Below are 21,241 nucleotides of genomic sequence, written 5' to 3' on the forward strand. Positions count from 1 at the left end.
GCGGTGGTCCGGCCCCGGCGGGCGCTCACGCCGCTACGGCAGCGGCGGGTAGGCGTTCTGCATCAGCTGCTGGAACTGGGCGGAGAACCAGTGCCCGGCCAGCGGCGAGTTCGGCAGCGCGCCGGTGGGGTTGTTGCCGTTGCGGGCGTTGCCGCCGTAGGTCGGGTCGCACATCCGGTCGAAGCCCTTGCCCTCGTCGTTGGAGATGGCGGAGCTGGCTCCGTCCGACTCCCCCGGGGGCTTGACCCAGACGTAGGCGTCGATCCCGGCCGCCGGAGCGGCGGTCGGCCGTTCGCCGAGGCCGGCACCGCTCTGGTTGCACCAGTTGCCGGCGTGGAGGCGCCGGTCGACACGGCTGCCGTTGACGTAGTCGTCGACGGAGGTCAGCGGGCCGGACTTGGTGGGCCGGGCGGAGCCGCCCCAGCCGTTGCGGGAGGTGTCGATCAGCATGCCGAGGTTGCTGTTGAACCCGGAGGCGACGAGCTTGTCGCGCAGTGCCTGGGCGAAGGACTGCTCGTCCACGTACTGGTTCCAGTCGACCCACTTCGACTGGCGCACGGTCTGCCCGTTGACGCTGTCGGTGACCTTGAAGTACGGCTCCTTGGTGGCGCTGTAGTTGGCGGTGTTGACGATGAAGCCCGTCACGTCGTTCACGCTCGCGCCGTTGGTGGTGGCGACCTTGTAGAACTCCTGGACGGTGGGACCGAAGTTGGAGTCCCAGCCGAGCCAGGCGTGGTGGCCGGCGTCGATGTAGTTGTAGACGTTCGGGATGGCGCCCAGCTTGTCGAGGGCGTAGCTGACGCCCTTCTCGTAGTTGCCGTTGGCCTTCATGGTCGCGCAGGCGTCGGTGCTGCCGGCGGTGCCGCCCGCGTTGGTGACCAGGTTGGGCAGGGAGTCGGGTTCGATGACGGTGGCGATGCGCAGGCCCGCGTACTTGGCGTCGGCCAGAATCGACGCGATCGGGTCGATGTACTGGCTCTTGTACTTGTCGATGTCGTTGGGGCCCAGCTCGCCGTTGGAGGCGAGGGCGGAGCAGTCGCGGCCGGGGAGGTCGTAGATGACCAGCTGGACGACGAGTTCGCCCGAGCCCTTCTGCTTCAGTGCCTCGTCCAGGTGGGCGCGCAGGCCCATCCCGCCGTTCACGCCGTTGATGGCGGCGATCCGGTCGAGCCACACGGCGGTGGGCTGGTTGGCGACGCGGCTGCCGCCCGGTTCGGCGGCGGCGTGCGCCGACCACTCCGGGTTCACGTAGCCCTTCGCCCCGGCGTAGGGGTTGTCGACGCGGTTGCCGGTGCCTCCGTCACCGCCCCCGCCGCCCGTGCTCCCGCCGGTGTCTCCGCCCGTGCCGCCGCCGGTGTCTCCGCCGGTTCCGCCGCCGGTGTCCCCACCGGTGCCGCCGCCAGTGCCGCCGCTGCCGCCGTCCACGTTGCAGGTGACGCCGTCGAGCGTGAAGGTGGCGGGGACGGAGTTGGTGCCGCTGAACGTGCCGTTGAAGCCGAAGCTGACCGTGCCACCGGTCGCGAGCGCGCCGTTGTAGCTCTCGTTGGCCGCGGTGACCGCGGTGCCGCTCTGGCTGATCTTCGCGTTCCAGCCGTTCGTGACCTTCTGGGTGCCGCCGTACGACCACTTCAGCGACCAGGCCGTCTTGGCGGCGCCGTTGTTGGTGAGGGTCACGGCGGCGGTGAAGCCGGTGTCCCACTGGCTCTGGATCTTGTAGTCGACGGCGCAGGGCGCGGCGGCCGCGGCGGCGCCCGGGCCGCCGGGCAGGGCCGCGAACGCCGTTCCGGAGGCTCCGGCGAGGAGGCCCAGGGCCACCAGCAGTGTTGTCTTGGTACGACTCATGAGTGCGGGTTCCTTCGGGGTTCCGTGGGATCTACGGGTGGGATCTACGGGTTGAGGGCGCGCAGGTGGTCACGCAGCCCGGCGCCGTACGCGGTGGGAGTGCCGTCGTAGGCGGAGATCAGGGACGGCCCGGAGGAGCAGTCCCAGGTGTTCCAGGTCCAGCCGAGGTAGGACAGGTCGTGGTCGTCGAACCACTTCACGACCCGGTCGGTGAACCCGTGCGCGCAGGTGTTCTCGCCGATCTCCCCGGCCACCAGGGGCACCTGGGCGGCCACCGGGGCGAGGGTGGAGTTCCAGCAGCTCTCGCTCGCGCAGGAGTTGAAGTTGTAGACGTGGTACGCGGCGGCGAGATTGCCCGCCGGGTCGGTCGGTTTGTACGCGTTCCACTGGCTGAGGTCGTTCGAGTACGCCAGGCCGCCGGCCATGATGACGTTCCTGGCGCCGGTGGCCCGGACGCTGTCCACCAGGTCCTGCATGCCGGCGACCTCGTAGGAGATCCCGGGGCACGTGCCCCCGTCCCGCCAGCACGTCCAGGCGTCCGTGGCGCTGGAGGCCGCCCGGTCCGGGTAGGGCTCGTTGAACAGGTCGAACACGGCCGCCTGGTCGTCCTTGAAGGTGCTCGCCACCGACGACCAGAACGACGGGGAGTAGCGCATGTCGGGCATCGGCTTCTGGCAGGTGGCGTGCGGGTCGGTGCAGCCGGCCGAGTTCCCGGTGTACTGGCCGTAGGACCAGTGCAGTTCGAGGACCGGGGTCATGCCGTGCGCCTCGACGCGGGCCACCAGCTCCTTGACGGCGGCGATGTAGTCGGCGCCGCCGTACTCGGGCTTGACGTTGGACAGGCCGAGCCAGCACTCCTCGTTGAGCGGGATGCGGACCGCGTTGGCCTTCCAGTCGGCGATCGCCTCGACCGCCGCGTCGTCCACCGGTCCGTCCCAGATGCCGTAGCCCTGCACGCACATGAACTCGCCGCCGGAGCGGTTGACGCCGAGCAGACGGCGGGTGGTGCCGCCGGCGTCCACGAGCTTGTTGCCGGAGACCCGCAGCGCGGGCGGGGTGCCGCCGGACGGTGGCGGGGTCGTCGGCGGCGGGGTGGTCGGCTCCGAGTCGACGTTGCAGGTCGTGCCGTTGAGCGTGAACACGGCCGGTGCGGGGTCGCTCCCGGACCGGGAGGCGAGGAAGCCGGCACTGACGCTCTCACCGGTGCCGAGCGTGCCGTTCCAGTCCTCGCCGGCCGCGGTGACGGTGCTGCCGGACTGGGACCACTTGGCGTTCCAGCCCTGAGTGACCTTCTGTCCGCCGGCGAAGTCGAAGGTGAGCTTCCAGCCGCTCAGCGCTGTCCGGTTGTTGGTGACTTTCACCGAGCCCTGGAAGCCGCTGTCCCACTGGCTGGTGACGGTGTACTCCACCGTGCAGGCGGGCGTGGCTCCCTGGGCCGCCACCACCGGTACGACCACGCTCCCGACGAGCGCGACCGCACCGGTGACGGCTAAAAGTACTGAACGCGGGGGGTGTCGCATGAGCGACTCCTTGCAGCTTGGCGCGCCGTGACGGACGCGTCGACTGAACGGAACCGCTCCCACTGGTGCGAGTGAAGGTAGCGCCAAGCGGCCGGTCTGCCCAGAGGAGCCGTACGACTTTTCCTCGACCGGATCCGTCGAATCTTTTCGACTCTTCAAGCACCTTGACCGCTCCGGGCCCCGTCCCCACTATGGGAGCGCTCCCACTGGTTCAAGCCTTGACCTCCCCCGAGCCGCATGCCCGCAAGGAGGAACCAGCACATGGATCCCGGACGTAAGAGAAGAGCCGTGCGCCGGCTGTGGACCGCGGTGGCCGCCGCGTTCGCCCTGCCCCTGACGATGCTCGCCACCGGCACCCCGGCCGCGCACGCGGCGTCCGTGCAGTGCAGCGTCGACTACAAGACCAACGACTGGGGTTCCGGCTTCACCGCCGACCTCACGATCACCAACCGCGGCACCGACGCCATCGACGGCTGGACGCTGACGTACGCCTACACCGGCAACCAGAAGCTCTCCAACGGCTGGAACGGCACCTGGTCGCAGTCGGGCCAGACGGTCACCGTGAAGAACGCCTCGTACAACGGCACGATCGCGACGGGGGCCGCCGTCTCCACCGGCGCCCAGTTCACCTACAGCGGCTCCAACGCCGCCCCCACGTCCTTCGCCGTCAACGGCACCACCTGCGCCGGCGCGCACCAGCCCCCGGTGACCGTGCTGACCAGCCCGAGCGCGGGCGCGGTGTACTCGCAGGGCGAGGCGGTGCCGCTGGCCGCGACCGCGGCGGCGGCCGACAACGCGACCATCGGCAAGGTGGAGTTCTACGACGACACCACGCTGCTGGGCACCGACACCAGCGCGCCCTACTCGCTCTCGGTCTCCAGCTTGACCGTGGGCAGTCATTCACTGGTGGCGAAGGCGTACGACAGCCTGGGCGCGTCCGCCGCCTCCACCCCGGTCGGCATCACGGTCGCCTCCGGACCCGCCGTGGTCGCCTCGCCATCCCAACTCGGCGTCCAGCAGGGGAAGTCGGGCACGTTCTCGGTGAAGCTGTCGACGCAGCCGAGCGCGAACGTGACGGTGAGCACGAGCCGCACGAGCGGCAACACCGGCCTGTCCGTGACGGGCGGTTCCTCGCTGACCTTCACCCCGTCGAACTGGAACACCGCGCAGACGGTGACCGTGACGGCGGACTCCTCCGGCACCGGCAGCGCGACCTTCACCGCGTCGGCCACCGGCCACACCAAGGCGACGGTCACGGTCACGGAGCTGCCCGCGTCGAAGGCGTACGACGCCCGCTTCCTCGACCTCTACGGCAAGATCACCAACCCGGCGAACGGCTACTTCTCCCCCGAGGGCATCCCGTACCACTCGGTGGAGACGCTGATCGTCGAGGCCCCGGACCAGGGGCACGAGACCACCTCGGAGGCGTACAGCTATCTGCTGTGGCTCCAGGCGATGTACGGCAAGGTGACCGGCGACTGGTCGAAGTTCAACGGCGCGTGGGACATCATGGAGAAGTACATGATCCCCACCCACGCCGACCAGCCGACGAACTCCTCCTACAACGCCTCCAAGCCGGCCACGTACGCGCCCGAGCTGGACACCCCGAACGAGTACCCGGCGAAGCTCGACTCGTCGGTGTCCGTCGGCCCGGACCCGATCGCCGGTGAGCTGAAGTCGGCGTACGGCACGGACGACGTCTACGGCATGCACTGGATCCAGGACGTGGACAACGTCTACGGCTACGGCAACGAGCCCGGCAAGTGCGAGGCCGGTCCGACGGCCACCGGACCGTCGTACATCAACACCTTCCAGCGCGGCTCCCAGGAGTCCGTCTGGGAGACGGTCCCGCAGCCGACCTGCGACGCCTTCAAGTACGGCGGCAAGAACGGCTACCTGGACCTGTTCACCGGCGACTCCTCCTACGCCAAGCAGTGGAAGTACACCGACGCCCCGGACGCGGACTCCCGCGCCGTGCAGGCCGCGTACTGGGCGGACGTGTGGGCGAAGGCACAGGGCAAGAGCGCCGACGTGTCCGCGACGGTCGCCAAGGCCGCCAAGATGGGCGACTACCTGCGGTACGCGATGTACGACAAGTACTTCAAGAAGATCGGCAACTGCACGAGCCCGTCCTGCCCGGCCGGCACCGGCAAGGACGCCTCGCACTACCTGCTGTCCTGGTACTACGCCTGGGGCGGCGCCACCGACACCTCCGCCGGCTGGGCCTGGCGGATCGGCTCCAGCCATGTCCACGGCGGCTACCAGAACCCGCTCGCCGCGTACGCGCTCAGCTCGGTCGCCGACCTGAAGCCCAAGTCGGCGACGGGCGCGACGGACTGGGGCAAGTCGCTCCAGCGGCAGCTGGAGTTCTACCAGTGGCTCCAGTCGTCCGAGGGCGCCATCGCGGGCGGTGCGACCAACAGCTGGCTGGGCCGGTACGCCACCCCGCCGGCCGGCGCGTCCACCTTCTACGGCATGTACTACGACTGGCAGCCCGTCTACCACGACCCGCCGTCCAACCAGTGGTTCGGGTTCCAGACGTGGTCGATGGAGCGGGTCGCCGAGTACTACCAGCAGACCGGGAACGCCGCGGCGAAGGCCATCCTCGACAAGTGGGTCAAGTGGGCGCTGTCCAAGACCACGGTCAACCCGGACGGCACCTACCGCATCCCCTCCACCCTCCAGTGGTCGGGCCAGCCCGACACCTGGAACGCGTCGAACCCCGGTTCCAACAGCGGACTGCACGTCACCGTCGCCGACTACACCGACGACGTCGGCGTGGCCGCCTCCTACGCCAAGACACTGACGTACTACGCCGCCAAGTCCGGTGACGCCGCCGCCAAGTCCACGGCGAAGGCGCTGCTGGACGGCATGTGGGACAACTACCAGGACAGCCTCGGCATCGCCGTCCCGGAGACCCGCACCGACTACAGCCGGTTCGGCGACAGCGTCTACGTGCCGAACGGCTGGACCGGCACGATGCCGAACGGCGACGCGATCAACGCGTCGTCCACGTTCGCCTCACTGCGGTCCTTCTACAAGAGCGACCCGAACTGGTCGAAGGTCGAGGCCTACCTCAAGGGCGGCGCCGCTCCCGTCTTCACGTACCACCGCTTCTGGGCCCAGGCGGACATCGCCCTGGCCATGGGCTCGTACGCCGAGCTCCTGGAATAGGACCGGCACCTCTTCACGGGCGGCCCCCTTTCCCCTGGGGGGCCGCCCCCGCCATGGGAGGACCCCCGCCATGCGGAGAACCCGCATCCTCACCGCCGTGCTGGCCCTCGCCGCCGGCCTGCTGTCCGGCACCCCGCCCGCACTCGCCGGCCCCGCCCCGCGCACGGCCCTCGCCGCGGACACCTACACCTGGAAGAACGCCCGGATCGACGGCGGCGGCTTCGTCCCCGGGATCGTCTTCAACCGCTCCGAGAAGGACCTGGTCTACGCCCGCACCGACATCGGCGGCGCCTACCGCTGGCAGGAGCGGACGAAGACGTGGACGCCGCTGCTGGACTCGGTCGGCTGGGACGAATGGGGCCACACCGGCGTGGTGAGCCTGGCCTCCGACCCGGTCGACCCCGACAAGGTCTACGCGGCCGTCGGGACGTACACCAACAGCTGGGACCCGACGAACGGCGCGGTGCTGCGCTCCGCCGACCGGGGCGCCAGCTGGCGCAAGGCCGACCTGCCCTTCAAGCTCGGCGGCAACATGCCCGGCCGGGGCATGGGCGAGCGGCTGGCGGTCGACCCGAACCGCGACAGCGTGCTGTACCTGGGCGCGCCCAGCGGCAGGGGCCTGTGGCGGTCGACGGACTCGGGGGTGACCTGGTCGCAGGTGACGAGCTTCCCCAACCCGGGCACCTACCGGCAGGACCCGGACGACACGAGCGGGTACGCGAGCGACAACCAGGGCATCGTCTGGGTCACCTTCGACGAGTCCACGGGGACCTCCGGGAGCGCGACGAAGACCGTCTACGTCGGGGTCGCCGACCAGGACAACGCGGTCTACCGCTCGACCGACGCGGGCGCCACCTGGACCCGGCTGGCCGGCCAGCCGACCGGATACCTGGCGCACAAGGGCGTGCTGGACGCGGAGAACGGGTTCCTGTACCTCGCCTACAGCGACAAGGGCGGCCCCTACGACGGCGGCAAGGGCCGGCTGTGGCGGTACGCGACGGCGACCGGCACCTGGACCGACATCAGCCCGGTCGCGGAGGCGGACACCTCCTACGGCTTCAGCGGGCTGACGGTCGACCGCCGGCACCCGTCCACCGTGATGGCGACCGCGTACAGCTCCTGGTGGCCGGACACCCAGCTCTTCCGCTCCACCGACAGCGGCGCCACCTGGACGAAGGCCTGGGACTACACGTCGTACCCCGACCGCTCGAACCGGTACACCATCGACGTGTCCTCCTCCCCCTGGCTGACCTTCGGCGCGCACCCCTCCCCGCCCGAACAGACGCCGAAACTGGGGTGGCTGACGGAGGCCCTGGAGATCGACCCGTTCGACTCCTCCCGGATGATGTACGGGACGGGCGCCACGCTCTACGGCACCGAGGACCTCACCGAGTGGGACAGCGGCGGCCGGTTCACCGTGAAGCCGATGGTGCGGGGCCTGGAGGAGACGGCGGTCAACGACCTCGCGGCGCCGCCCTCCGGTGACGCGCGGCTGTTCAGCGCGCTCGGCGACATCGGCGGCTTCCGGCACACGGACCTCACCGAGGTGCCGTCGATGATGTACACCTCCCCCACCTTCACCACGACCACGAGCCTGGACTTCGCGGAGGCGGACCCCGCCATGGTGGTCCGGGCCGGTGACCTGGACTCCGGCCCGCACATCGCGTTCTCCACGGACAACGGCGCCCACTGGTTCGCGGGCACCGATCCCCCGGGCGTCTCGGGCGGCGGCACGGTGGCCGCGGCGGCGGACGGCAGCCGGTTCGTGTGGAGCCCGGCCGGCACGGGCGTGCGGTACGCGACGGGCTTCGGCACGTCCTGGTCGGCGTCGAGCGGCATCCCGGCCGGCGCGCTCGTCGAGTCGGACCGCGTCGACCCCAGGACCTTCTACGGCTTCGGGTCCGGGAGGTTCTACGTCAGCAGGGACGGCGGCGCGACCTTCACGGCGTCCTCGGCGACGGGGCTGCCGGCCGGGGACAGCGTGCGCTTCAAGGCGCTGCCCGGCACGGAGGGCGACATCTGGCTGGCCGGCGGGGCGGCCGACGGCGCGTACGGCCTGTGGCACTCCACGGACGGCGGCGCGAGCTTCGCCCGGCTGCCGAACGTCGAGCAGGCCGACACGATCGGCTTCGGCAAGGCCGCGCCGGGAGCGACGTACCAGACCCTCTACACCAGCGCGAGGATCGGCGGAGTGCGCGGCGTCTTCCGCTCCACGGACACGGGGGCGAGCTGGACCCGCGTCAACGACGACGCCCACCAGTGGGGCCGGACGGGCACGGCGATCACCGGCGACCCGCGGGTGTACGGCCGGGTGTACGTCGCGACCAACGGCCGGGGCGTCGTCTACGGCGACACCTCCGGCCCCGGCGGCGGCGGTACGCATCCGCCTCCGTCCGGCGCCTGCACGGTCACCTACGAGATCACCAACCAGTGGGCCGACGGCTTCCAGGCGGACGTACATCTGACCAACACCGGCACGACGGCCTGGAGTAGCTGGTCCCTGGGCTGGACGTTCCCGGACGGCCAGAGGATCACGCACCTGTGGAACGCCGGCCACACGCAGTCGGGTCCGGCGGTGACGACGAAGAACGTGAGCTGGAACGCCATCGTGACGGCGGGCTCCTCGGTCGGCTTCGGCTTCACGGGCAGCTGGTCGGGCGCGAACACCAGGCCGGCGGCGTTCACCCTGGACGGCCGGACCTGCGCGAGCGGCTGACCCCGCGGCACTGGTGCGACGGTGGTTCCCGTGGTGTGCTGGAGGTGACGGGAAGGACGCGTTGCAGACGCGGGGAAGCGGCCGGCAGCCGCGCACCGCGCAATCCTGATCCGCGAGAAGCGGGTGACGCCCTTCCCGTCCTGCCTGCCCGCGGCTCGCGGGCCGTCACCGGGCGGGCAGCGGGACCCGCCAGCTGAGCGTGGTGCCGCCGCCGTCGGGGCGGGCCAGGTCCAGGCTGCCGCCGAGCTGCGCCGCGCGCTCGGCCATGTTGCGCAGCCCGCTGCGGCGGCCGTCGGGTGCGATGCCCACGCCGTTGTCCGAGACGGTCAGGCACACCTCGCGGCCGTCGGTCGTCAGGACCACCCGGGCGCGGTCGGCGCGCGCGTGCCGGGCGATGTTGGTGAGGGCCTCGGACAGCACCGCCATGACGTGGTCGGCGATCTCGGGCGGCACGTCCGTGTCCACCAGGCCCTCCATGCGCAGGCTGGGCGTGAGGCCCAGGACGGGGGCCGCCTCGCCGACCGTGCGCACGACCCGGGCCCGCAGCCCACCGCCGCTCGCGGCGCCCGCGCGGGTCCGCAGCCCGAAGATCGTCGACCTGATGATCTTGATGGTCTCGTCGAGGTCGTCCACGGCCCGCAGGACCCGCTCGGCGGCCTCGGGGTGCTCGATGAAGCGGCCCGCGCTCTGCAGGGTCATCCCGGTCGCGAACAGCCGCTGGATGGCGAGGTCGTGCAGGTCCCGGGCGATCCGGTCGCGCTCCTCCAGCACCGCGATCTGCTGGGCGTCCCGCCGGCGCTCGGCCAGTTCCATGGCGATCGCGGCTTGGGCGGCGAACCCCTGGAGCATCTCGGTCTCCTTCGCCAGGAAGACCGGCCTTCCCGCCTCGCGGGCCACCAGGACCACCCCGCGCACCCCGCCCTCCCCGGTGCCGATGGGCACGGCCACGGCGGGACCCAGACCGCCTGAGCGCGGGGGTTCGGACGCGATCCGGGAGTCGTGGCCGACGTGGTCGCCGGTGACCGGGGCCGCGGCGGAGAAGGCCTGGCCCATCAGGCCGTCCTGCGGGGACAGCACCAGCCCGCGGTGTGCCTCCGCCTCCGCGCCCACGGCGATCTCCACGGAGAGCGACCCGGTGCCCGCCATGGGCAGCGCCACCGCCGCCAGGGCCGACCCCGTGATCTCCCGGGCGCGCTCCGCGATCAGTTCCAGCGCCTCCGCGCGCTCGCTGCCGGACATCAGACGGTGGCCGATCTCCGCCTGCGCCAGCAGCCAGCGCTCGCGCAGCCGGGACTCCTCGTACAGACGGGCGTTGTCGATCGCCACGCCGGCGGCGACGGCGAGCGTCGACAGCACCGACTCGTCCTCCTCGTCGAAGTCCGCGCCCCCGCGCTTCTCGGTCAGGTAGAGATTGCCGAAGACCTGGTCACGGACCCGGATCGGGACGCCGAGGAAGCTGTTCATCGGCGGATGGCCGGGCGGGAAGCCGTACGAGGCGGGGTGCTCGGAGAGCTTGGGCAGGCGCAGCGGTTCGGGGTGGCGGATCAGCTCGCCGAGGATGCCGTGGCCCTGTGGGTACGGGCCGATCACGGCGATCTCCTCCTCGGACACGCCGACGGTGTGGAACGCCGACAGGGTCCTGCCGTCGGGTCCGATGACGCCGAGGGCGGCGTACTCGGCGTCGACGAGCACGGCGGCGGCCTCCACGATGGAGCGGAGCGCCTGTTCCAGTTCCAGCTCGCGGCCGACGGAGAGGACCGCCTCCAGGAGGCTGTGCACCCGGTCGCGGGTACCCCGCGCCGCGTCGATCCGGGCCTGAAGTTCCTCCAGCAGCTCGTCCAGCCTCAGCTGCGGCAGGCGTACGCGGGGCTCCTCCGGGCGGTCCACCACATGCCTCCAGGTCCCCCTCGCCGCGCCGGCCCGGCGCCGACGGGTCGTCTCCACGGTATCCGGTCCGGCACGGGGGGGCGGCGCGCGGTACCGGCCCCCGCCACCGGCCGCGACCGGGACCGACGGCCGCCGGTCTTGGCCCGTACGGCCCTGGCGGCACGGACGGCCCTCGCCGAGAGTGGCCCCAGGAGCGGCACCGGTCCCCCGCGGTGCCGCTCCCCCGCATCACCCGGCCGCCGAGGGGCCCCGACGACCGCCGGGCGGCGGCCCGGAATGAAAGCCGTCCCGCTCCTCCGGGTGCCGGGACCGGGCGGGGGGCGGGATCGGGGCCGTCCGGCCCTACCGGGGGGCGGGCGGGACCGGTTCGCTGGGTCTCATGCCCGAGAACCACGAGCCGCCCGGGTCGGCACTCCTCGCCGGGCCCGCCGCGGCACCGGCGCACGAGGACGGCCCCGGCCCCACGGTGCTGGCCCTGCGCGGGGAGATCGACCTGCTGACCGCGCCCGCCCTGTCGGCACGGCTCGACGCGCTCACCGCCCGTCCGCGCCCCGACCTGGTCCTGGACCTGCGGCCGACCGAGTTCATCGACTGCGCCGGGCTGGGCGTCCTGTGCCGGGCGCGCAACCGCGTCCTGGCCCGGGGCGGGCGGCTGCGACTGGTCACGGACAGCGCCCGCTTCCTGGGCATGCTGCGCTTGACGGGCCTCGGGGACGTCTTCGAGGTGCATCCCCGGCTCCCGGGCCCGCACGGCGCGCCGGGGTGAGTGGGGCCGGTCGGCCCTGGTGTGTGCGCCACCGGCGGGTCATGATCGGGCTCAGGGACGGTCCGCAGCCCGCCCGCCCCGGGAAGAAGAGGTCACCATGCCCGAGACACGCACCTTCACGGAGCAGGCCCCGATCCGGGTCTTCCTGGTGGACGACCACGAGGTGGTCCGGCGCGGCCTGGCCGACCTGCTCGGCACCGAGCCGGACATCCGTGTGGTCGGTGACGCGGACACCGCCGCGCACGCGCTCGCCCGCGGTCCCGCCCTTCGCCCGGACGTCGCCGTGCTCGACGTACGCCTGCCCGACGGCGACGGCATCACGGTCTGCCGGGAGCTGCGCGACCGGATGCCGGGACTGGCCTGCCTGATGCTCACCTCGTTCGACGACGAGGACGCCCTGCTGGACGCCATCATGGCCGGGGCCTCCGGTTACGTCCTCAAACAGATCAAGGGCTCCGACCTGGTGTCGGCGGTCCGCACCGTGGCCTCCGGCCAGTCGATGCTGGACCCGGCGACCACGGCCCGGCTGATGCGCTCCCTGCGGGCCGATCCGGGCGGGGACCCGTCCCTGCCGCCCGAGTTGGCGGGCCTGTCACCGCGCGAACGGGACATCCTGGCGCTGATCGGGGACGGACTGACCAACCGTGAGATCGGCAAGCGGCTCTACCTGTCCGAGAAGACCGTCAAGAACCACATCTCACGCCTGCTGGCCAAACTGGGCGTGCAGCGCCGGGTCCAGGCCGCGGTCCTCGCCTCGCATCTCGGCCGGCCGGGCTTCGAGGGGCGTTCGTCGCGCTGAGGCGGGCACTACGCGCGCTCGGTTCACGGTGTCCCGGCGGGAGGCGGCGCCGGCTTGCGGAAGGCCCTCAGAGCGAAGCGCGGGTCGGGGCGCGGGCGGTCCTGGTCGGGGAGCGCGGCCAGACGGGCGGCCAGCTCCTCGGTGCTCCCTTCCCCGGGCGGCAGCAGGGTGAACCAGCCGCGGCGCAGGTCGGCGATGGTGGTGCGGGGGCTGCGGCCCTGCCCGGTGCCGGTGAAGGAGCCGTGTCCGGCGGGCGCGAGTCCGTGCCGGGCGGCGTGGGCGGTGACGGCTCGCGGGGCGTCGGCGGCCGGACGGCGCGGCCGGGCGGCGAGGACCGTGTCGATGTCGCTGCCGACGTCGTGCGCGGCGGCCTTGTCGACCGTGGTGACGTACACCCCGCCGGGCCGCAGCACACGGGCGCACTCGCCGACGACCGCGCCCACGTCCTCGGGATCGTGCAGCAGGTGCAGCAGCCAGATGGTGGTGACCGCGTCGAACGCGCCGCTGGGGAACGGCAGTCGGCGGCTGTCGGCCCGTACGACCGCGCCGGGCAGCCGGGCCGACGCCCTGCGGACCATGGCGGGGCTGAGGTCCGCGCCGGTCACCCGCAGCCCCGGGCGTGCGGCGGCGAGCCGCCGGGTGACGATCCCGGTGCCGCAGGCGACGTCGAGGAGACGGCCCGGACTTGCGGGTATCAGGCCGAGGACGGCCCGTGCGGCCTCGTGGGCGCGGGCTTCGCCGCCGCGCGAGGCGTCGTAGGTGCCGGCTTCCTTGTCGTAGTCGAGCACATCGCTCAGTGTGCTCCGTGGCCCGGGGCGATGTCCTCCACCTTGCGGGCGAGGGCGAAGTCCTTCGCGGTGACGGCGCCGCCCGCGCTGTGGGTGTGCACGCTGAGGGAGACGGTGTGGTAACCCAGGGTCAGGTCGGAGTGGTGGTCCAGCTCGTCCTGAATGGCGGCGACGTGCACGACGAGGGCCGCCGCCGCGAAGTGGGAGCCCAGCCGGTAGGAGCGGGTGAGGCGGTCGCCGTCCACCGACCAGCCGGGCAGTTCGGCCAGCCGGTCCTCGATCTCCTTCTGCGACAGCGGTTCGACGGCCATGGCCCGGGCTCCCTTCGCGGCGTGCCCCCTCCGGGGCGTGGCGGGTACGGGTTCAGCCTGCCACGCCGGCGAGGGGCCCGGCACACCGGCGCGGTCCGGGGGCGCGATCGGCTCGTTGCCCCGCCCCGGGCTCGACTAGGGTCGGCCGTATGCCTCTCCCCGCGTCCGCTCCCACCGCTCCCACCGCTCCCACCGCTTCCGGCGGCGTCACGGGCAAGGGCGTCGGCCCGCTGTTGCGCGCCTGGCGGGAGCGGCGGCGGATCTCGCAGCTGGACCTGGCGCTGCGCGCCGACTCCTCGGCACGGCACATCAGCTTCGTCGAGACCGGCCGGTCCCGGCCCAGCGAGGAGATGGTGCTGCGGCTCGCCGAGCAGCTCGACGTGCCGGTACGGGAGCGCAACGCCCTGCTGCTGGCGGCCGGTTACGCGCCGCGCTATCCGGAGACCCCGCTGGACGACCCGGCGCTGGACGCGCTGCGCGACGGCATGGAGCGGCTCATCCGGGGCTACGAGCCGTATCCGGCGCTGGTGGTCGACGCCGGGTACACGGTGGTCGCCGCGAACCGGGGCATCGCCCTGCTGCTGGACGGCGTGCCGGAGGAGCTGATGGTCCCGGCGCCGAACGCGATGCGGCTGACCCTGCACCCGCGGGGGCTGGCACCGCGCATCCGGAACCTGCGGGAGTGGCGCGGGCATCTGCTGGCCCAGATGGAGCGGGAGATCGCCCTGCACCGCTCGGAACGGCTCCGCGCCCTGTACGAGGAGGTGGCGGCCTATCCGGTGCCCGAGGAGCCGGCCGGCGGCGAACCGGCCGAGCCCGTGCCCTACTTCGCGCTGCCGCTGCGCATCGAGCACGCCGGGCGGACCCTGTCGTTCGTGTCCTCGATCTCCACGTTCAACACGCCGATGGACGTCACGGTCGCCGAGCTCGCCATCGAGACGTTCCTGCCGGCGGACCCGGCGACCGCCAAGTACCTGCACACCCAGGCGGGTTGAAGGCTCCTTGCCTCGGGCACGTGTGCGAGACGGCAACACGTGACAGACTGCTCCCCGCGTGAATCGGTGCGCAGGGGAGGGCGTGGCGGTGAGTGAGCGGCGGGCTGCGCCCACCGTGGGCCAGGTGGTGCTGGGCAAACGGCTGCAGGAACTGCGGGAGGCCGCGGGCCTCAGCCGTGAGGAGGCCGCCCGGGTCCTGCGGGTGGCGTCGGCGACCGTACGGCGGATGGAGATGGCCGAGGTCGCGTTGAAGATCCCCTACGTGCAGGTGCTGGTGACCACCTACGGGGTGCCCGAGGAGGAGGCCGACGCGTTCGTGCGGCTGGCCGAGGAGGCCAACCAGCCGGGCTGGTGGCAGCGGTTCCACGACGTGCTGCCGGACTGGTTCAGCCTGTACGTCAGCCTGGAGGGGGCCGCCCGGGTCATCCGCTCCTACGAACCGCACTTCGTGCCCGGTCTGCTGCAGACCGAGGAGTACGCGCGCGCGGTGCTGGAGGCGGGGACGATCGGGCAGAGTTCGCCGGAGACGGTCGAACGGCACGTGTCGCTGCGCATGGAGCGGCAGCGGCTGCTGGAGCGGGAGGACCCGCCCCACCTGTGGGTCATCATGGACGAGACGGTGCTCAGGCGCCCGGTGAGCATGCGGCCCGCGGTGCTGCGGGACCAGCTGGACCGGCTGCTGGAGTACGCCGGGCGGGACCGCGTCACCCTGCAGATCGCCGAGTTCGCGGCGGGCCCGCACCCGGGGACGTACGCGCCGTTCACGCTGTTCCGGTTCGCCGAGCCGGAGCTGCCGGACATGGTGTTCACCGAGTACCTGACGGGCGCCCTCTATCTGGACTCGCGCCAGGAGGTGGGCGCGCACCTGGAGGTGCTGGACCACATGACGGCCCGGGCCGCGTCCGCCCAGCGCACGCTGAAGCTGCTGCGGGAGCACCGCGAGAGCCTCTGAGTCCCGGCCGGCCCGCGTAGGCAGGGGCCCGCTGGTGCCGCCCTCCCCCGGCCGGCGTGACCCGTACGGGTCTGCGGACGGGTGCGTTCCCGGGGCCGCCCCTAGGTTCTGAGTAGTGCCCCGGGGGGCGCGGCCCGACGGGGCCGGCGGGTCCGTGCCGACGACGCGAAGGAGGCCCGATGCCCTCGGACGCGGTGCTCTACCAGGCGGCGGCGCTGTGCCTGACCTACCCGGACGACGACCTGATCGCCCGGCTGCCGCTGCTGCGCGAGGCCGCCCCGCAGCTGCGTGCGTTCACCGACCACGCGGCCGTCACCCCGCGACGGGAGCTGGCCGCGCACTACGTACGGGTCTTCGACCTGGGGGACCGGCACAGCCTGTACCTGAGCCGGTGGCACGACGGCGGCACCGGGCGGCGCGGGACGTCCCCGGTCCGCTTCCGGGACCTCTACCGCCTGCACGGCCTGGAGTGCAGCGGCGAGGAGCTGCCGGACTTCCTGCCGGCGGTGCTGGAGTTCACCGCGCGGACCGGCGACACCGGCCTGCTGACCGAGTACCGCGACGGCCTGGAGCGGCTGCGTGCGCGGCTGACCGACTACGGCACGCCGTACGCCGGCGTGCTGGGCGCGGTCTGCGCCACCCTGCCGGCCGCGTCCACCGGTACGCCCCCGTGACCGTGTGCCGCGCCCCTGGGGGGCGCGGCAGCCGGGCCGGGCGGGCGTCAGGCCAGTTCGGCCGTCAGGGTGATCGTCGTACCGGTCAGGGCCTGGCTGACCGGGCAGTTCTTCTTGGCGTCCTCGGCGGCGGACCGGAAGCCGTCCGCGTCCAGGCCGGGCACCTCGCCGCGCACGGTGAGGTGGATGCCGGTGATGCCCTCGCCCGGCTGGAAGGTGACGTCGGCGTTGGTCTCCAGCCGGGTGGGCGGGGTGCCGGCGCCGGCCAGGGCGTGCGAGAGGGCCATGGAGAAGCAGCTGGAGTGGGCGGCGGCGATCAGCTCCTCGGGGCTGGTCTTGCCGTTCGCGTCCTGGGCGCGCGAGGCCCACGTGACCGGCTGCTGGCCGATGCCGGAGGAGTCGAAGGTGACGATGCCGTTGCCTTCGAGCAGGTTGCCTTCCCAGACGGTGTGCGCGGTGCGCGTGGTTGCCACGATGCTTCCTTTCGCGAGTGTCGCGGTTCCGGGGTTCCCGGATGCCCCTATCCGATCACATCCGGGCCCGTCGCACTCCGCAGACCGGTCCACGGGGCGTGAACGGCAGGTGACGTCCCCGCGGGCGCGGCCGGATGTCAGGCGGCCCGCTCCTCCTCCACCGCCTCGGTGAGCGGCACCTGGGGCCCGTCCAGCTCGCTCAGCCAGCGGCGCAGCACATGGTGGACGTGCTCGGCGCCGGTCAGTTCCTCCCCGCCCCCGGCCGGTGCGGACAGTTCGTGCGGGGAGAGCAGGAACGGGTGGGACTGGGCGCCGCCGAGCCCGCCGTGCGAGCCGATCTGTTCCTCGAAGGCGAGGACTTCGCCGTCGGCGGGGTCGTAGGCGGAGTTCACCATGATGTCGGCGGTGTGCGGGAAGGAGTGGGTGCGGCGGACGGCGTCGGCGGCGCCGGGGCCGAAGCGGGCCAGCGGGCCGGGGTCGTCGTCCAGTTCGGCCAGGGGGATCTCGGCACCGTAGGCGCCGAGGACGACGCCGTCGTGCTCCTCGCTGCGCACGAGGAGGAAGCCGATGCCGGGGTGGTTGGCGAGGGTGGTGAGCAGGGCGGGGTGGCGGGCGTCGATCTCCTCCTTGGTCATGCGGTGCGGGACGTCCGGGAAGGAGATGAGGCCGAGGTTGCCGGAGGCCAGCACGATCGGCTCGGAGCGGCGGGAGGGGCGGTGGTGCTCGCCCTTCTCCTCGACCGGCCGGCGCAGGGCGGCGCGGACCGCGGCGCGGGCCTCGGCGCCGCTGCGGGTGCGCTCGGCCCGGCGCGGGACGGGCAGTCCGCAGCCGGCCCGGACCAGGTCGCCGAGGGTGAGGCCGTAGCGGGCGCGGAACGTTTCGCCGGGGCTCTGTCCGTGGTCGGAGAGGACGACGATCCGGTAGGGGCGCGGGGCGTGTTCGGCGACCCGTTCGAGGAGGGCGAGGGAGCGGTCGAGGCGTTGCAGGACCTTCTCGGCGTCTCGGCTGCGCGGGCCGGAGTGGTGGGCGACCTCGTCGTAGGCGACGAGGTCGGCGTAGACGGCGGTGCGGCCGGCGAGCATGTCGCCCATGACCGCGGCGACGACGACGTCCCGTTCGACGACGGTGGCGAAGGCGCGGACGAAGGGGTAGAGGCCGCCCCGGCCGACGCGCGGGCGCTCTCCGCGCAGCCGGGCGCGGGTGGACTGGCCGATCTCGCGGCCCACCTCGGCGACGAACGACAGCGCGGTGCGGACGGCGCCCGCCGGGTCGCGGAAGTAGGCGAAGTACCCGGCGCGGGAACGGTTCGCCGGGCCGCGGCGGCGGGTGGCGATCGACAGGACGAGGGCCTGCTCGCCGGCGCCGCCGCTGAACAGGTTGCCCCGGCTGGCGCCGTCGACGGTGAGCAGTCCGCCGTCGCCGGTGTGCCGGACGGCCCGGCGTTGCAGTTCGGCGGCGCTCGTCGGCCGGTTGCAGACCATCACCTCGCCCCGGTCCTTCTCGTACCAGCGGAACGCGGGCACGTCGAAGGTGCTGCCGTGCAGGATGCCGAGCTGGCTGGCGCCGGTCTGGCTGGACCAGTCGGTGCGCCAGGGCGTGAGGCGGTGGGTGGGCCGGACCCGGCCGGCCGCCGGCCGCGGGGTGCCGTCCGCCGGCTGTGTGCGCTCGCCCCCGCTCGCCGGCCGTACGCCGTCGCCGCCGGACAGCCAGCGGCCCACCGTCGGCATCAGCCCCTTGCGGACCGCGTCGAGAAGGACGTCGTGGCCGACGCCGTCGAGCTGCACGCACAGCAGTCCGGGCGCGGTGGGGCAGGGCGGGTGGGCCCGTCTGCTGCGGGTGGCGAGGCGGTGCAGGCGGCGCCGGTAGGTCTCGTCGTCGCGGACGGCGAGGGCCGCGCCGGTGGCGGAGGCGACGGCGGACATCACGGCGGCCACGATGACGGCGGTCTCGGGCGCGGCCTCGCCGCGCCCGGAGGGATTGATGCGCAGGGCGAGCAGCAGCAGGGAGCCGTTGAGGAAGAAGACCAGCAGGCCGAGGACGAGGGCGGGGACGAGCAGCAGCAGGCGGACCAGGAGCGGCCAGACCACGGCCGAGAGGATGCCGAAGGCGCCGGCACCGCAGGCGGCGGCCACGGCGATGCGGGTGGCGCTGTCACCGTCGGCGGACTGCAGCTGGAAGTCGGGCAGGATCGCGGCGAGGACCAGCATGGTGACCGTGGAGACCGCCCACACGGCGACACTGCGCCCGATCTGACTGGCGATCCGTCGCCACCGCACCCCGCCCACGCCCCGCACACCTCACGTCCCGGCCCTCCCCCACCCTGTGGCCGGGGGCCTCCTCCCGCTTCACCGGCCCGGTCGGGCCCGGCTCCACCTTGTCACACGCGCGGCCGTCCGCCCCGGCGGGTCAGCGGCAGCGGGGGCCGGGGCGGGGTCACCGTCCGTCGTAGCCGGCCGTCGGCATGGACAGCCGGCGGTGCACCCGTGCCTTCATCTGCGCGTCGTACGCCGGCTCGGCGCGCCCCACCGTCTCCACGCGCACGCCCCGGCGCGCGCACTCGGCGGTGAACTCCTCCACCGACGACAAGGCCCTGCGCAGCACCCGGAGGCTGGGCGCGACGAACACGTCCACTCCGGGCCGCACCCCGTCCCAGAGCGCGCAGTGGTCGAAACGCAGTCCGCCGACGAGGAGTTCCCGGGCGACCACCAGGCCGCGCTCGGCGGCCCAGCGGGCGCACATCGCGTGCTGGCTGCGCGAGTCCACCAGGAAGGGGTCGGCCTCCAGCTCCTCCAGGGGTGTGAGGCTGGCGATCGCGGTGACCCGCACGGTCGTGAGCGCCCCGAAGGCACCCCGCGGCTGTCCCATGGCGTCCCCCTCACCTCCGGGTTTCGCCGCCGACCCTACTCCTGCCCGTAGGCTTCGGGGAGTCGCGTGAAGGAGGCGAAGAAGGTGCCGGTGGAGATCACGTGGTGGGGTCACGCCACCTGTGCGCTGGAGGATGCGAACGTACGCCTGCTGACCGACCCCCTGTTCGCCCGGCGGCTGGCGCACCTGCGGCGCCGCCGGGGTGCGGTGCCGCCCCCCGGGGCCCGCCGCGCCGACGCCGCGCTCGTCTCCCACCTGCACGCCGACCATCTGCACCTGCCGTCGCTGGCCTGTCTCGGACCGGGCACGCGCCTGCTCGTGCCCCGGGGCGCACCCCGGGCGGTACCCGGTCTGCGCCGGCTGCGGCAGCTGCGGATCACCGAGGTCGTTCCCGGGGACGAGGTGCGGATCGGCGAGCTGCTGGTGCGTGTGGTGCCGGCGCTGCACGACGGGCGGCGGCTGCCGGTGGGTCCGCACCGCTCGCCCGCGCTGGGCTACGTCGTCGAGGGTGAGGCGCGGACGTACTTCGCCGGGGACACCGGGCTGTTCGACGGCATGGCCGAGCGGGTGGGGCCGGTGGACGTGGCGCTGCTGCCGGTGGGCGGCTGGGGGCCGTACCTCGGGGAGGGCCATCTCGACGCGGGCCGCGCGGCTCGTGCGCTGGCCCGGCTGGGTCCGCGGATGGCGGTGCCGGTGCACTACGGGACGTACTGGCCGATCGGCATGGACGCGGTGCGCCCGCACGAGTTCCACGCGCCGGGTGACGAGTTCGTGCGGCTGGCGGCGGTGGCCGCGCCGGGGGTGGCGGTGCACAAGCTGGGGCACGGGGAGAGCGTGCGGCTGGAGGTCGCGCGGTGACGTGGCTCGCCGACGCGTCGCGGGCGGTGACGCCCGGGCCTGCGCAGCAGGTGATGGGCTATCCGTCGTTGTTCCTGCTGGTGCTGATCGGGGCGCTGGTGCCGATCGTGCCGACGGGCGCGCTGGTGAGTTCCGCGGCTGTGGTGGCGTTCCATCAGACGGCCCCGCTCTCACTGGCGTTGGTCTTCCTGACGGCGTCGCTGGCCGCGTTCCTGGGGGACGCGGCGCTGTACTGGCTGGGGCGGCGCGGGATGCGGTCGAAGAACGGCTCGCGGTGGCTGGAGGCGATACGGTCGCGGGCGCCGGAGGAACGGCTCGCGCAGGCGCGGGGGAAGCTGGCCGAGCACGGGATCGCGGTGCTGGTGCTGTCCCGGCTGGTGCCGGCCGGGCGGATACCGGTGATGCTGGCCTGCCTGATGGCGGAGTGGCCGCTGAGGCGGTTCGCGCGCGGCAATCTGCCCGCCTGTCTCGCCTGGGCGGCCACCTACCAGGTGGTCGGGATACTGGGGGGTTCGCTGTTCGCCGAGCCGTGGGAGGGGGTGGTGGTCGCGGTGGTGCTGACGGTTGTGATCAGCGCGGCGCCCGGTCTGTGGCGGCGGGTCCGGGCCGCCGGGTGAGGGC

17 protein-coding genes are annotated in these 21,241 nt (G+C 73.1%); 9 read left to right on the top strand and 8 right to left on the bottom strand.

What is annotated here, in order from left to right:
• Positions 1-33: 33 nt before the first annotated feature.
• Positions 34-1,842, bottom strand: a complete 1,809-nt coding sequence (locus LG395_RS00780) for a glycoside hydrolase family 6 protein (protein WP_225808048.1) — start codon at positions 1,840-1,842, stop codon at positions 34-36.
• 44 nt (positions 1,843-1,886) lie between these two features.
• Positions 1,887-3,362: a cellulose binding domain-containing protein gene (locus LG395_RS00785; RefSeq protein ID WP_225808049.1), complete on the bottom strand. Its 1,476-nt coding sequence runs from the start codon at positions 3,360-3,362 to the stop codon at positions 1,887-1,889.
• 261 nt (positions 3,363-3,623) lie between these two features.
• Here LG395_RS00785 and LG395_RS00790 point away from each other — a divergent pair, with 261 nt between their 5' ends.
• Together LG395_RS00790 and LG395_RS00795 are read left to right on the top strand one after the other, a co-directional pair.
• Positions 3,624-6,536 (top strand): glycoside hydrolase family 48 protein, encoded by a 2,913-nt coding sequence (locus LG395_RS00790; protein WP_225808050.1) that lies wholly within the window; start codon positions 3,624-3,626, stop codon positions 6,534-6,536.
• 70 nt (positions 6,537-6,606) lie between these two features.
• Entirely contained in the window at positions 6,607-9,252 is a 2,646-nt protein-coding gene (locus tag LG395_RS00795) for a cellulose-binding domain-containing protein (protein ID WP_225808051.1), read from the top strand.
• Positions 9,253-9,417: 165 nt separating this feature from the next.
• On the opposite strand, the gene LG395_RS00800 is transcribed toward LG395_RS00795, so the two are convergent.
• Positions 9,418-11,139, bottom strand: a complete 1,722-nt coding sequence (locus LG395_RS00800; RefSeq protein WP_225808052.1) for a sensor histidine kinase — start codon at positions 11,137-11,139, stop codon at positions 9,418-9,420.
• Positions 11,140-11,518: 379 nt separating this feature from the next.
• Here LG395_RS00800 and LG395_RS00805 point away from each other — a divergent pair, with 379 nt between their 5' ends.
• Both LG395_RS00805 and LG395_RS00810 read left to right on the top strand, forming a co-directional pair.
• The gene (locus LG395_RS00805) at positions 11,519-11,905 is read left to right on the top strand and encodes an STAS domain-containing protein (RefSeq protein WP_171151073.1); all 387 of its coding nucleotides are present in this window, start codon (positions 11,519-11,521) and stop codon (positions 11,903-11,905) included.
• A 97-nt stretch (positions 11,906-12,002) separates the two neighbouring features.
• Positions 12,003-12,704, top strand: a complete 702-nt coding sequence (locus LG395_RS00810) for a response regulator (protein ID WP_225808053.1) — start codon at positions 12,003-12,005, stop codon at positions 12,702-12,704.
• Positions 12,705-12,727: 23 nt separating this feature from the next.
• On the opposite strand, the gene LG395_RS00815 is transcribed toward LG395_RS00810, so the two are convergent.
• On the bottom strand, positions 12,728-13,492 hold the full coding sequence (locus tag LG395_RS00815) for a class I SAM-dependent methyltransferase (protein ID WP_225808054.1): 765 nt from the start codon (positions 13,490-13,492) through the stop codon (positions 12,728-12,730).
• Positions 13,493-13,497: 5 nt separating this feature from the next.
• Positions 13,498-13,803 (bottom strand): 4a-hydroxytetrahydrobiopterin dehydratase, encoded by a 306-nt coding sequence (locus LG395_RS00820; RefSeq protein WP_171151078.1) that lies wholly within the window; start codon positions 13,801-13,803, stop codon positions 13,498-13,500.
• Between the two features lie 149 nt (positions 13,804-13,952).
• On the opposite strand from LG395_RS00820, the gene LG395_RS00825 reads away from it, so the two are divergent.
• From LG395_RS00825 to narJ, 3 genes are all read left to right on the top strand, one after another.
• On the top strand, positions 13,953-14,798 hold the full coding sequence (locus LG395_RS00825) for a helix-turn-helix domain-containing protein (RefSeq protein ID WP_225808055.1): 846 nt from the start codon (positions 13,953-13,955) through the stop codon (positions 14,796-14,798).
• Between the two features lie 88 nt (positions 14,799-14,886).
• On the top strand, positions 14,887-15,750 hold the full coding sequence (locus tag LG395_RS00830; protein WP_225808056.1) for a Sco1979 family transcriptional regulator: 864 nt from the start codon (positions 14,887-14,889) through the stop codon (positions 15,748-15,750).
• Positions 15,751-15,929: 179 nt separating this feature from the next.
• Positions 15,930-16,424 (top strand): nitrate reductase molybdenum cofactor assembly chaperone, encoded by a 495-nt coding sequence (narJ, locus tag LG395_RS00835; protein ID WP_171151084.1) that lies wholly within the window; start codon positions 15,930-15,932, stop codon positions 16,422-16,424.
• A 47-nt stretch (positions 16,425-16,471) separates the two neighbouring features.
• Here the strand turns inward: narJ and LG395_RS00840 are convergent, their stop codons facing one another.
• The 3 genes from LG395_RS00840 to LG395_RS00850 all read right to left on the bottom strand — a co-directional run bounded on the left by LG395_RS00840 (position 16,472) and on the right by LG395_RS00850 (position 19,762).
• Complete coding sequence (locus LG395_RS00840; protein WP_014676038.1) at positions 16,472-16,897, bottom strand: OsmC family protein; 426 nt, start codon at positions 16,895-16,897, stop codon at positions 16,472-16,474.
• A gap of 137 nt (positions 16,898-17,034) precedes the next feature.
• The gene (locus LG395_RS00845) at positions 17,035-19,182 is read right to left on the bottom strand and encodes a phage holin family protein (RefSeq protein WP_308071156.1); all 2,148 of its coding nucleotides are present in this window, start codon (positions 19,180-19,182) and stop codon (positions 17,035-17,037) included.
• 148 nt (positions 19,183-19,330) lie between these two features.
• Positions 19,331-19,762 carry a hypothetical protein gene (locus LG395_RS00850; RefSeq protein WP_171151089.1) on the bottom strand — a complete coding sequence of 144 codons (432 nt, stop codon included), beginning with the start codon at positions 19,760-19,762 and terminating at the stop codon, positions 19,331-19,333.
• Positions 19,763-19,846: 84 nt separating this feature from the next.
• Here LG395_RS00850 and LG395_RS00855 point away from each other — a divergent pair, with 84 nt between their 5' ends.
• Together LG395_RS00855 and LG395_RS00860 are read left to right on the top strand one after the other, a co-directional pair.
• Positions 19,847-20,620 carry an MBL fold metallo-hydrolase gene (locus LG395_RS00855; RefSeq protein ID WP_225808444.1) on the top strand — a complete coding sequence of 258 codons (774 nt, stop codon included), beginning with the start codon at positions 19,847-19,849 and terminating at the stop codon, positions 20,618-20,620.
• 53 nt (positions 20,621-20,673) lie between these two features.
• A complete protein-coding gene (locus LG395_RS00860) occupies positions 20,674-21,237 on the top strand; it encodes a DedA family protein (RefSeq protein ID WP_263982016.1) in 564 nt (187 codons plus the stop codon).
• Positions 21,238-21,241: the final 4 nt, after the last annotated feature.

Origin of the sequence: Streptomyces spinosus (assembly GCF_020400655.1) — a bacterium.
GTDB classification, from domain to species: Bacteria; Actinomycetota; Actinomycetes; order Streptomycetales; family Streptomycetaceae; genus Streptomyces; species Streptomyces argyrophylli.